Origin of the sequence: Pseudomonas flexibilis, assembly GCF_000806415.1 — a bacterium.
Lineage (GTDB): Bacteria > Pseudomonadota > Gammaproteobacteria > Pseudomonadales > Pseudomonadaceae > Serpens > Serpens flexibilis.
The window spans coordinates 107,811-119,783 of record NZ_JTAK01000003.1 but is presented as its reverse complement, the minus strand read 5'-3'; the positions used below and the strand labels follow the sequence as shown (position 1 = coordinate 119,783).

Sequence of the window (11,973 nt, the reverse complement as noted above, 5' to 3'; positions counted from 1 at the left end):
TATAAAAGCCGCCGCCGGCATATTGCCTGACGCCGCACAAATCAGTGGATCAGACCTACCCGGGTAAAGTTCGGCAGGTTGCTGCCCTTGGGTTCCGGCCAGCTCATCCACACCGCGAACGCCTTGCCGACGATATTGCGGTCGGCCACCATGCCGCGCAGCTCGGGATCGATCGCCGGATCGTCCCAGTAACGGCTGTCGTTCGAGTTGTCGCGGTTGTCGCCAACCATGAAGTAGTAGCCTTCCGGTACCACCCACTCGCGGCTGGGCTCGATGCGGTAGCGGCGCATCTCCTTGCGGATCAGGTGTTCCACCGCGCCGAGCTTTTCCTCATACAGTGCAGCGCTGCCCAGCGAGCCGGGCTCCTGCCGCAGGAAGGATTCCGCCACAGGCTGACCATTGATCACCAGGCGCTTGTCGCTGGTGTAGCGCACCGTGTCGCCGGGCAGGCCGACCACGCGCTTGATGTAGTTGATGTTCGGATCGCTGGGGTAGCGGAACACCATGACATCGCCGCGCTGCGGATCACCCACCTCGACGATCTTGGTATCGAGTACCGGCAGGCGAATGCCGTAGGCGAACTTGTTGACCAGGATGAAATCGCCCACTTCCAGGGTCGGCTTCATCGACCCGGAGGGGATCTGGAAGGGTTCGACCAGGAAGGAGCGCAGCACCAGCACGATGGCCAGCACCGGGAAGAAGGACTTGCCGTACTCGACGAGCAGGGGTTCCTTGTTCAGCTTCTCCAGCACCTTGTCATCGGCTGCGCCGTTAACCTGGCCCTGGTAGGCGGCAATCGCCGCCCGCCGCCGCGGGGCCAGGACCAGCAGGTCGAACAGGGCCAATGCGCCGCAGATCAGGACGGCGAGAACCAGCAACAGCGGGAAATTGATCGACATAGAACTCAGCTATCCACCTTGAGCACAGCAAGGAAGGCTTCCTGCGGGATTTCCACGCTGCCGACCTGCTTCATCCGTTTTTTACCGGCCTTCTGCTTTTCCAGCAGTTTGCGCTTGCGGCTCACGTCGCCGCCGTAGCACTTGGCAAGTACGTTCTTGCGCAGCGCCTTGACCGTGGTACGCGCCACGATCTGCCCGCCGATGGCTGCCTGGATCGCCACGTCGAACATCTGGCGCGGGATCAGTTCCTTCATCTTTTCGGTCAGCGAGCGGCCCTTCTGATGGGAGCGGTCGCGGTGAACGATCAGCGCCAGGGCATCGACCTTCTCGCCGTTGATCAGCACGTCGAGGCGCACCAGGTTGGCGGCCTGGAAGCGGTCGAAACTATAGTCCAGCGAGGCGTAGCCGCGGCTCACCGATTTCAGGCGGTCGAAGAAATCCAGCACCACTTCGTTCATCGGCAGGTCATAAACCACCTGCACCTGGCTGCTGAGGAACTGCATGTCGCGCTGCACGCCGCGCTTCTCGATGCACAGGGTGATGACGTTGCCCAGGTGTTCCTGCGGCACCAGGATGGTGGCGCGCACGATGGGCTCGCGCATTTCCTGGATGTTGGCCAGGTCCGGCAGCTTGGACGGGTTGTCCACGTAGACGGTGTCGCCGTTCTTGAGCACGACCTCGTAGACCACGGTCGGCGCGGTGGTGATCAGGTCCAGGTCGTATTCGCGCTCCAGGCGCTCCTGGATGATCTCCATGTGCAGCATGCCGAGGAAGCCGATACGGAAGCCGAAGCCCAGGGCGTCGGAGCTTTCCGGTTCGTACTGCAGGGCGGCGTCGTTCAGGGTCAGCTTCTCCAGCGCGTCGCGGAAATCCTCGAAGTCATCGGAGCTGACGGGGAACAGGCCGGCGTACACCTGCGGCTTGATGCGCTGGAAGCCCGGCAGCATCTCCACATCCGGCGTGGTGGAGAGGGTCAGGGTGTCGCCCACCGGCGCGCCCTGGATGTCCTTGATGCCGGCGATCACGAAGCCCACTTCGCCGGCCTTGAGGTCCGCGGTTTCGGTGTGCTTGGGGTTGAACACGCCGACGCTGTCCACCTGGTGCAGCTTGCCGGTGGACTTGACCAGGATCTTGTCGCCTTTCTTCACGCGGCCGTGCTTGACGCGCACCAGCGAGACCACGCCCAGGTAGTTGTCGAACCAGGAGTCGATGATCAGCGCCTGCAGCGGGGCTTCGATCTCGCCTACCGGCGGCGGCACCACGGTGATCAGGCGCTCCAGCACATCCTCCACGCCCATGCCGCTCTTGGCGCTGCAGGGCACGGCGTCGGTGGCATCGATGCCGATGATCTGCTCGATCTCTTCCTTCACCTTGTCCGGGTCGGCCTGGGGCAGGTCCATCTTGTTCAGCACCGGCATCACTTCCAGGCCCTGCTCGATGGCGGTGTAGCAGTTGGCCACGGATTGGGCTTCGACGCCCTGGCCGGCATCCACCACCAGGATGGCGCCTTCGCAGGCCGCCAGCGAGCGGCTGACTTCGTAGGTGAAGTCCACGTGGCCGGGGGTGTCGATGAAGTTCAGCTGGTAGGTTTGCCCGCTGCGTGCCTTGTAGTACAGGGTCACGCTGTGGGCCTTGATGGTGATGCCCCGCTCGCGCTCCAGGTCCATGGAGTCCAGTACCTGGGCTTCCATTTCCCGGTCGCTCAGGCCGCCACAGATCTGGATGAAGCGGTCAGCGAGGGTGGACTTGCCGTGGTCGATGTGGGCAATGATGGAGAAATTGCGGATATGGCTCAGGTCGCTCACGGGACGTTACTCGATGGGCCGCGGGAACCTCCCGCCGAAAAATAGTCGGAGATTCTACCTGAAGCCCGCAAAGGGCGTCACGTCCGCTGGGGGGGGAGAGGAAGGGCGCGGGCCCTTCCTCCCGAGGGGGTCATTCGGCCAGCTTGAAGGTAATGAAGCTGGCGCGGCCCTGGCGTAGCACACGCATCGACACCGAGCGGTTCTTCGGCAGGTCCTTGGCGACCTGCGCGAAGTGCTGGGACGACTTGATGGCCTGGTTGTTCAGGTGGGTGATGACATCGCCGGGGCGCAGGCCGATGGCCACTGCCGGGCCACCCTGCACTTCCTTGATGACCACGCCGCCCTGCAGGTCGAGGCTCTTGCGTTGTTCCTCGGTGAGCTCGATGACCGTCACGCCCAGTCGGTTGCTGCTGCGTTCCGCACCGTTGTTGCCGCGCGGCATGGCCAGGGGCTCGCCCTCTTCGGGCAGGGCGCCGATGGTCACGTTCAGGGTGCGGCGCTGACCTTCACGCATCACCTCCAGGCGCGTCTTGCTGCCGGGCTTGAGAATGCCGACCCGGTGCGGGAGGTCGCTGGACATCACGATGGGATGGCCGTCGAGGCTGAGGATCACATCGCCGACGCGCAGGCCGCCCTTGGCCGCTGGGCCATCTTCCAGCACCTGAGCTACCAGGGCACCGGCGGGACGGTCGAGTCCGAATGATTCGGCCAGGTCCTTGTTCACTTCCTGGATCACCACGCCCAGCCAGCCGCGGCTGACCTTGCCGGTTTCCTTGAGCTGGTTGGCCACGTCGAGGGCCACGGTGATCGGGATCGCGAACGACAGCCCCATGAAGCCGCCGGAGCGGGTGAAGATCTGCGAGTTGATGCCCACCACTTCGCCATCCAGGTTGAACAGCGGGCCGCCGGAGTTGCCGGGGTTGATGGCCACGTCAGTCTGGATGAACGGCACATAGCTTTCGTTGGGCAGGCTGCGGCCCTTGGCGCTGACGATGCCGGCGGTCACCGAGTAGTCGAAGCCGAACGGCGAGCCGATGGCCAGAACCCATTCACCCACCTTGAGGTTTTCGGACTTGCCGAGCTTCACGGTGGGCAGGTTCTTGCCTTCGATCTTCAGCAGCGCCACGTCGCTGCGCGGATCGGCGCCCACCAGCTTGGCTTCCAGTTCGCTGCGGTCGGACATGCGCACGAGAATCTCGTCCGCGTCGGCGACCACATGGTTGTTGGTCAGCACGTAGCCGTCGTCGGAAATGATGAAGCCTGAGCCCAGCGACTGGGCCTCGGGCTGCCTGCCGTTGCGCGGCACCTGCGGCAGGTTGCGCTCGAAGAACTCGCGAAACAGCGGCGGCAGGCCTTCCAGGTCGGGAATCATCAGTTGCGACTGGCCGCGCGCCGGCATTTTCTGACGGGTGCTGATATTGACCACGGCCGGCGACGCTTCCTCCACCAGTTCGGTGAAGTCCGGCAGTTGGGCCTGGGCCGCCAGGGCGTGACTGCCCAGTAGCACGACCAGCAGGGTGCTCACATAAGTCCGTAGATGTGCTTTCAAGATTTACTCCCCTTTGCCAAGAGCTACAAAGTCCGGCCGGTGAGTGGTCGGACAGGCGCGCAGCACGACCGGCTGCAGCGCCGGATCATCCGCCGTGCGCAGGCTGCGCCGGCGAATGTAGATCCAGGTGCCAAACAGGCCCGCCAGTCCGGAGAGGATCACCCAGGGCTCTGCAGCCCCCAGGCGATCGGCCAGCAGCGCCATGGCAAACAGCCCCAGCAGGGGCAGTAGATAAACCTGAATGGAGCCGCTGAGCAGCACTTCTTCCTGCACGCCAATGGCGACCGTGTCGCCGACGCGCAGATGAAGGTCGGTCAGTGCCCGAACATGGCCGCGCCGCTCGCCGACCCCAAGGCTGTTCATCAGGCCCTGGCCGCATCCGGCGCGCGCCGAACAGCTGGCACAGGTGCCTCGACGCAGGGTTTCCACCCAGACGGCGTCGGCTTCCACAGCGACGACGCGACCTTCCTGTTCGATCACTGCAACATGACTCCCGAGCCAGAACGAATCGACAGGGCGACCCGCTCGGCCGTGCCCAGCGGAATTTCGCCGATCACGGTGACCAGCAGATCGCCCTGGTCAGTGGCCAGGCGCCGCGATACGGCGGCGGTGGGCCCCAGCTGGCTGCGCTGGTCGATGCTCAACCCTTCGCGCCAGGGCTCGAGGAATACGGAGAAGCGCGCCAGGCCGTCACCATACACCAGCCAGGCCACCGGAGCGTCTTCGCGCACGGTGCGTTGCTCGACGATGCGCGTGAGGGAAAAACCGGCCGGCAGCCATTCCGAGCGCCAGGCCTGCTCTTCCAGCGAGCGCACCTCGCGGTTCGTGACCGGCCGGCAGGCCTGTCCGGCCTGCAGCTTCGGCTGCTCGACAGGTTCGAAAACGACGTATTGGAAACGCTCCAGCGGCTGGCCATGCTCGTTGAGCAGCAGGGACTTCAGGGGTAGGGCGGTTTCCCGGTCCAGGTACAGCTCGAAGCCATAGCGGTGCTGGTCGCGCGGTCGCAGCGACAGCACCACGGTCTCGCGGCCGGCAACCCGCGACTGGCCGGCCGTGCGGATGTCGTACCACTGGGCCAAGGTGCGCGGTTGCACGCGGCGCAGCCCATCGGCCTGGTTTTCCATGATCTGCTCGTAGCGCGGGCCGGTCATGCATTCCAGCTGACCATTGGTACGCAGACTCTCATGGAACACGCCATCCAGCTGCTGGATGTGCTCGCGCACCTGGCCCTCACGCACCTGACGGTGGATTTCATGGCTGGAGAAGCTGCCATTGCGTTCGTAGACGAAGACGCCCTGGAACTCCTGGCGCTGTTCGGCCTCCTGCAGGCGCAGCAGCCAGTTCTGGCTCTCCGCACCCTGGGCCAGCGGGCTCAGCAGCGCACCGGCCAACAAGCATGGAATAAAGCGCATGCGACTCCCTGTCAGCGATTTTCCAGACTGGCGGCCCGTGCATGGGGCAGGGTGCTTTCAGCGCCACTGCCGGCCTGGCGGGCATGCTGGCGTACATAGTCCAGCAGGCGCTGGTCTTCGGCGGTCAGCTGGGCTTCATGGTCAACCGGCACGGCGAGGGTAGCCTCCCCGGAGGGGTTGTAGCTGGCGAGTACCGCAGGTCCCTGCGCCATGGGGGCTGCACTGCTGGCCGTCGCAGCGGGCTGGGCGCTTTGCTGGGCCATCTGAGCGCCATCCAGGGCGTCCTGGTTGTAGAAGCGCACCCCGGCGAGCACGGCCACGGTGACGGAGGCGGCGATTGCCACACGACCGATGCCGCGCCACAGCGGTGCGCCCACGCCGGAGCGGGACGGCGCCGGTTCCTCGGCCAATGCGGCGCTAACGCCTGCGGCGATGTTCAGGCCGGGCGCGAAGTACTCGCCGTGCATGGCTGCCCGGGCGATCTGGTAGCGCGACCAGGTGGCCTGCAACTCCGGCTCGCCGCCTGCGGCGAGCACGCGGCGCAACTCCAGTTCGTCCGCCTCGTTATCCATCACCGCGGACAGCGTTTCCCGCAGGGATTCACGATTCATGTCTTTCCTCTCTTGGCTCATCGCCCACCGTCTCAGGTTTGCTCGTGCAACAGGGGTTGCAACGCCTTGTCTATGACCTCACGCGCCCGGAAGATGCGTGAGCGCACGGTTCCCACCGGACACTGCATGACGCTGGCAATGTCCTCATAACTCAGCCCGTCGAACTCGCGCAAGGTCAGGGCCGTGCGCAGATCCTCCGGCAACTGCTGGATGGTGCGATGCACCGTTGCCTCGATTTCGTCCCGCAACATCGCGCGTTCGGGTGACTCGATGTCCTTGAGGGCATGGTCGCCATCGTAGAACTCGGCATCCTCGGCGCTGACATCGTTGTCCGGCGGGCGCCGGCCTCTGGCGACCAGATGGTTCTTGGCCGTGTTGATGGCAATGCGGTACAGCCAGGTGTAGAAGGCGCTTTCACCCCGGAAGTTGCCCAAGGCGCGATAGGCCTTGATGAATGCTTCCTGGGCCACGTCCTGAGCTTCATGCGTGTCATGAACAAAGCGCACGATCAGCCCGAGGATCTTGTGCTGATACTTCATCACCAGAAGGTCGAAGGCCCGGCGATCTCCCCGCTGGACGCGCTCGACCAGTTGCTGGTCCTGTTCCTGGGTCAGCATGCGAATTCCTCTCCGCATCTTTCCCGCCGCACTGGCTGCCGGTCTGGCTTACCTCGATAGACCCAGGCGTTATGCAAAAAGTTCTCCCCCGTACAGGCAAGCAGAATGCCGAGGCGGTGCTTGCCATACATCAGGCGCACTGCCTGTCGTTGTTGATGTTCAGGCATCCGGTTGCAGGTGCCATGGCACGCCTTGCCTGAGCAGGGCATGCGAAGCAATCCTGCTATGGAAAACCGATCCTGAAAAAAGTTCCGCACGCTGTTCATCCTCCCCTCTCGCGGTCGCTATTGTGTCGACCGAGCCCCCGATATACTAGACGCGGTTATTTCGCGGGATTCACTTCATGAGCCAGCATTTCGGGCACGACGTACTGATCATCGGCAGCGGCGCCGCCGGCCTCACCCTGGCCCTTACCCTGCCGGGCAACCTGCGCATCGCGGTGCTCAGCAAGGGGCAGCTGGACAATGGCTCTACGCCCCATGCCCAGGGCGGCGTGGCTGCCGTGCTGGACGATACCGACACCGTGGAATCACATGTCGAGGACACCCTGATTGCCGGCGCCGGGCTGTGCCGCGCGGACGCGGTGCGCTTTACCGTCGAGCAAAGCCGGGCCGCCATCGAATGGCTGATCGCCCAGGGTGTGCCCTTCACGCGGGAAGACACCGGCGACGACGAAGGCGGCTTCGCCTACCACCTGACCCGCGAGGGTGGGCACAGCCACCGGCGTATCATCCATGCCGCCGATGCCACGGGCGCCGCCATCTTCAATACCCTGCTGGACAAGGCCCGCCAGCGGCCGAACATCGAGCTGCTGGACGAGCGTGTGGCGGTCGACCTGATCACCGAACACAAGCTGGGCCGTCCGGGCCGGCGTTGCCTGGGTGCCTACGTGCTGAACCGGGCGACCGGCGAGGTGGACACCTTCGCGGCGCGTTTCGTGGTGCTGGCCTGCGGCGGTGCCGCCAAGGTCTACCTGTACACCAGTAACCCGGACGGCAACACCGGCGATGGCATCGCCATGGCCTGGCGCGCCGGTTGCCGGGTGGGCAACCTGGAGTTCAACCAGTTCCATCCAACCTGCCTGTATCACCCGCAGGCCAAGAACTTCCTGATCACCGAGGCGCTGCGTGGCGAGGGCGCGCTGCTCAAGCTGCCCAGTGGCGAGCGCTTCATGCCGCGTTTCGATGCGCGCGCCGAGCTGGCGCCGCGCGATGTGGTTGCCCGGGCCATCGACCACGAGATGAAGCGCCTGGGCATCGATTGCGTGTACCTGGACATCAGCCATAAGCCGGCGGCGTTCATCAAGGAGCACTTCCCCACCGTCTACGAGCGCTGCCTGGACTTCGGCATCGACATTACCCGCCAGCCCATCCCGGTGGTGCCGGCGGCGCACTACACCTGCGGCGGCGTGCTGGTGGACCAGCATGGCCTGACCGACGTGCCGGACCTCTACGCCATCGGCGAGTCCAGCTTCACGGGTTTGCACGGCGCCAACCGCATGGCCAGCAACTCGCTGCTGGAGTGCTTCGTGTATGCCCGCTCGGCGGCGCAGGACATGCTTGCCAAGCTGGACGACACCGAGCTGCCGCAGGCGCTGCCCAGCTGGGACGCCAGCCAGGTCACCGACTCCGACGAGGATGTGATCATCGCCCACAACTGGGACGAGCTGCGGCGCTTCATGTGGGACTACGTGGGCATCGTGCGCACCACCAAGCGCCTGCTGCGTGCCCAGCACCGGGTCCGGCTGCTGCTCGCCGAGATCGACGAGTTCTACTCGAACTACAAGGTCACCCGCGACCTGATCGAGCTGCGCAACCTGGCGCTGGTGGCCGACCTGATGATCCGCTCGGCGCTGGAGCGCAAGGAGTCGCGCGGCCTGCACTACACGCTGGACTACCCGAACCTGCTGCCCGAGGCGGTCGATACCATCCTGACGCCCTGATGCGATTGCGCCCGGCTGGGCCGGGCGCAATCCGCCGTTGCCGGCATCTAGGGCAGCAGGATCACCTTGCGGCATTCGTCCTGATGTTTGTCGAACAGCTCGTATCCCTTGGCGGCCTCTGCCAGGGGCAGGCGGTGGCTGATGATGATCTCGGGCGATAGTCGACCCTGTTCGATATGTTCCAGCAGCTGCGGCAGCAGCGCCTGGACGTGGGTCTGTCCCATCTTGAACGTCAGCCCCTTGTCGAAGGCATCGCCGAACAGGAAGCCGTGCAGGAAGCCGGCATAGACCCCCGGCACGCTGACCACGCCACCCCGGCGTACGGCGGCGATGCACTGGCGCAGCACCTTGCCGACGCTGGTTTCCAGCTTGAGGGTGGCCAGCACGGTTTCCGTGGTGCTGCCCTTGGCCTCGAAGCCGACGGCGTCGATAGCGGCATCCACGCCGCGATGTCCGGCAGTCTGCTCGATGATGGTTGCCGCGGGGTCGTCGTCCTGGGTGAAATCGATGGGAATGACGCCATAGGCCTCCTGGGCGAACTGCAGCCGGTGGGCGAATTGGTCGACCATGAAGATCTGCTCGGCGCCGAGCAGGCGCGCGCAGGCCGCAGTCATCAGCCCCACCGGCCCGGCCCCGTAGATAGCCACGCTGGAGCCGGCCTTCAGGCCGGCGTTCACCGCCGCCTGGTAGCCGGTGGGCAGGATATCGGTGAGAAAGAGTACGCGCTCGTCGGGTAGCGAGGTGGGCACCTTGAACGGCCCTGTGTTGGCCTGGGGCACCCGCACGAACTCTGCCTGGCCGCCGGGAATACCCCCATACAGATGGCTGTAGCCGAACAGCGCCGCGCCCGGGGGGATTTGCTTTTTGTTGAGAAGCGCACCCCGCCCCGGGTTGGTGGTTTCGCAGGCGGCGAACAGGTCCTGGCGGCAGAAGAAGCAGTCGCCGCAGGCGATCACGAAGGGCACGATGACCCGGTCGCCGGGCTTGAGCGCCGTCACTCCGGTTCCGACTTCCTCGACGATGCCCATGAACTCGTGTCCAAAGATGTCGCCGTCGCGGGTCTCGGGAATCTTGCCGTGGTAGAGGTGCAGGTCGGAGCCGCAGATTGCCGTGGCCGTGACACGCAGCAGGATATCGTCGGGCTGCAGCAGCTGCGGGTCGGGAACAGTGTCGACTCTGACGTCGTGAGCGCCGTGGTAGGTCAGTGCACGCATGGGGTTCTCCGCTTCCGGGTGAAGGAAATCCCTGGTGAGAGCTTCCAGACCTTGGTGGGCAGCGGCAGGGGCTGCCGGTTCCTTCTTCGGGATCGGCGTGACTGGGAGGAGGGGGGGCGGCTAGCTCGGGTCGGCCCAGCGGTTGCGGCTGAATTTCAGCCGCACGCGCAGACGTCGGTGCTGGTCGGACGGCAGGGCGTCACGGGGAATGCACAGGCCCTGGCTGAACCCGCGGCCGGGGCGGCGGTAGCGCAGCACGATCAGCCAGGGCAGTGCCAGGCTGTCGGGCAGCAGGCGCACCGCCTGCCAGCCGTGGGCGGTGCTGAACAGATGCCAGCCGCTGGCGTCGCGACGCAGGGCGGTAACCGCGGTCGGTGAGCGCAGCAGCAGATGGCGCGGCAGGGTCCACAGGGCGTGCAGGCCGCACAGGAACACGCCGGTGAGCTGCGCCCAGGCCGGCAGCGCGGCGAGCAGCAGGGCGGCCAGGGCCAGCGCCAGGCTCAGCAGGTAGGTCGCCAGCAGCAGTCGCGAGGGCCGCCAATGGCACTCGAAGGACTCACTTGGGCTGGACACGGTCCAGGATCATCTTGACGATGCGGCGCAGGTCAGCGTCCTCGGGCTCGCCGCGCTGCATGAACCAGCCGAACATGTCCTGGTCCTCGCATTCCAGCAGTTGGCGGTAGCGCGCCTGGTCTTCCGGGTCCAGGTTCGGGTAGACCTCCTGAACGAAGGGCACCAGCAGCACGTCCAGCTCGAGCATGCCGCGACGGCTGTGCCAGAAAAGACGCTTGAGTTCGATATCGTCGGCCATGCGAGGCTCCTTAGCAGAGAGGCCGGCATTATAGGGTCTGGCCGTGTCTCGTCGCGAGCCGGGTCGCCAGGTCCGCAGGCGGCCCATGCGGCGAGAAGATGGCAACCGCTGACAAGCACCACTCAGCCCCTCTATGATCTGCCTTTTCCACACTGAGCCCAGGCATCCTCATGGCCGAATCCGCATTCTTCAGCCCCTTGACCCACGAAGGGGTGTTCGCCGTGCGCGGAACGGACGCCGGCACGTTCCTGCAGGGCCAGCTGACCTGCAATATCAAGTACCTCACCGGGCGCGCCAGTCTGGGCGCGCGCTGCACCCCCAAGGGTCGCATGCAGTCGAGCTTTCGCATCGTGCCGCAGGGCGATGGCTTCCTGCTGGCCCTGGCCGGCGAGCTGCTCGAAGCGCAACTGGCCGATCTGAAAAAGTACGCCGTGTTCTCGCGGGGCACCCGTCTGGCGGACGAGAGCGCCCAGTGGGTGCGTTTCGGCCTCTACAATGGCGATGCCGCGTTGGGTTCGCTCGGTCTTGACGTGCCCGCCGAGGCCAACGCCCTGGTCGAGTCCGATGGACTGTTGGGTATTCGCCTGTCCGCTGGGCGCCTCGAGGTGTGGGCGCCGGCCGAACGTGCGGCCGCCGTGCGGGCCAGCCTGGCGCAGCAGATGCCGGAGGCGCCGCTCAACGACTGGCTGCTGACCCAGGTACGGGCCGGCGTTGGCCAGGTATTTGGTGCCACCCGCGAGCTGTTCATTCCGCAGATGATCAATCTGCAGGCGCTGGATGGCGTCAGTTTTCGCAAGGGCTGCTACACCGGCCAGGAAATCGTCGCCCGCATGCAGTACCTGGGACGCCTGAAGCGACGCATGTACCGTCTGGCGGTGCAGGCCGAAGCCCCGCCGGTGCCTGGCGTCGAGTTGTTCTCGCCGGTGCATGGCAGCAGTGTCGGGGAAGTGGTACTGGCTGCGCGGTCCGCCGAGGAGGTCGAGTTGCTGGCCGTTCTGCAGGAGGATGCCGTGCAGGATGGTCGCCTTCACCTGGGGAATCCGCAGGGACCGAGTCTGCGGGTGCTGGACTTGCCCTATGGCCTGGACAGCGAACGGGAAATTCAACGCTGAC

12 protein-coding genes are annotated in these 11,973 nt (G+C 65.3%); 2 read left to right on the top strand and 10 right to left on the bottom strand.

Features of this window, described 5'->3' with window-relative positions:
- Positions 1–41: 41 nt before the first annotated feature.
- From lepB to rpoE, 7 genes are all read right to left on the bottom strand, one after another.
- Positions 42–899 (bottom strand): signal peptidase I, encoded by an 858-nt coding sequence (gene lepB, locus PT85_RS08545; RefSeq protein WP_039606442.1) that lies wholly within the window; start codon positions 897–899, stop codon positions 42–44.
- A 5-nt stretch (positions 900–904) separates the two neighbouring features.
- Positions 905–2,704: a translation elongation factor 4 gene (lepA, locus tag PT85_RS08540; RefSeq protein WP_027589469.1), complete on the bottom strand. Its 1,800-nt coding sequence runs from the start codon at positions 2,702–2,704 to the stop codon at positions 905–907.
- A gap of 130 nt (positions 2,705–2,834) precedes the next feature.
- Positions 2,835–4,229 carry a DegQ family serine endoprotease gene (locus PT85_RS08535; RefSeq protein WP_027589470.1) on the bottom strand — a complete coding sequence of 465 codons (1,395 nt, stop codon included), beginning with the start codon at positions 4,227–4,229 and terminating at the stop codon, positions 2,835–2,837.
- 27 nt (positions 4,230–4,256) lie between these two features.
- Positions 4,257–4,733 carry a SoxR reducing system RseC family protein gene (locus tag PT85_RS08530; protein WP_051587332.1) on the bottom strand — a complete coding sequence of 159 codons (477 nt, stop codon included), beginning with the start codon at positions 4,731–4,733 and terminating at the stop codon, positions 4,257–4,259.
- A complete protein-coding gene (locus PT85_RS08525; protein ID WP_037008502.1) occupies positions 4,730–5,665 on the bottom strand; it encodes a MucB/RseB C-terminal domain-containing protein in 936 nt (311 codons plus the stop codon). The genes PT85_RS08530 and PT85_RS08525 overlap by 4 nt, the downstream gene beginning before the upstream one ends.
- A gap of 11 nt (positions 5,666–5,676) precedes the next feature.
- Positions 5,677–6,276, bottom strand: coding sequence for a sigma-E factor negative regulatory protein (locus tag PT85_RS08520; RefSeq protein ID WP_027589472.1), 600 nt, complete (start codon positions 6,274–6,276; stop codon positions 5,677–5,679).
- A gap of 32 nt (positions 6,277–6,308) precedes the next feature.
- Complete coding sequence (gene rpoE, locus PT85_RS08515) at positions 6,309–6,893, bottom strand: RNA polymerase sigma factor RpoE (protein WP_027589473.1); 585 nt, start codon at positions 6,891–6,893, stop codon at positions 6,309–6,311.
- A gap of 343 nt (positions 6,894–7,236) precedes the next feature.
- On the opposite strand from rpoE, the gene nadB reads away from it, so the two are divergent.
- Positions 7,237–8,835 carry an L-aspartate oxidase gene (gene nadB / locus PT85_RS08510; RefSeq protein ID WP_027589474.1) on the top strand — a complete coding sequence of 533 codons (1,599 nt, stop codon included), beginning with the start codon at positions 7,237–7,239 and terminating at the stop codon, positions 8,833–8,835.
- Between the two features lie 47 nt (positions 8,836–8,882).
- On the opposite strand, the gene PT85_RS08505 is transcribed toward nadB, so the two are convergent.
- The 3 genes from PT85_RS08505 to PT85_RS08495 form a co-directional block, all read right to left on the bottom strand.
- On the bottom strand, positions 8,883–10,049 hold the full coding sequence (locus PT85_RS08505) for a zinc-dependent alcohol dehydrogenase (RefSeq protein ID WP_039606441.1): 1,167 nt from the start codon (positions 10,047–10,049) through the stop codon (positions 8,883–8,885).
- Positions 10,050–10,169: 120 nt separating this feature from the next.
- The gene (locus PT85_RS08500) at positions 10,170–10,622 is read right to left on the bottom strand and encodes a protein YgfX (RefSeq protein ID WP_039606440.1); all 453 of its coding nucleotides are present in this window, start codon (positions 10,620–10,622) and stop codon (positions 10,170–10,172) included.
- Positions 10,606–10,860, bottom strand: a complete 255-nt coding sequence (locus PT85_RS08495) for an FAD assembly factor SdhE (RefSeq protein ID WP_027589477.1) — start codon at positions 10,858–10,860, stop codon at positions 10,606–10,608. The genes PT85_RS08500 and PT85_RS08495 overlap by 17 nt, the downstream gene beginning before the upstream one ends.
- Positions 10,861–11,030: 170 nt before the next feature.
- On the opposite strand from PT85_RS08495, the gene ygfZ reads away from it, so the two are divergent.
- The gene (gene ygfZ, locus PT85_RS08490) at positions 11,031–11,972 is read left to right on the top strand and encodes a CAF17-like 4Fe-4S cluster assembly/insertion protein YgfZ (protein ID WP_039606439.1); all 942 of its coding nucleotides are present in this window, start codon (positions 11,031–11,033) and stop codon (positions 11,970–11,972) included.
- Position 11,973: the final 1 nt, after the last annotated feature.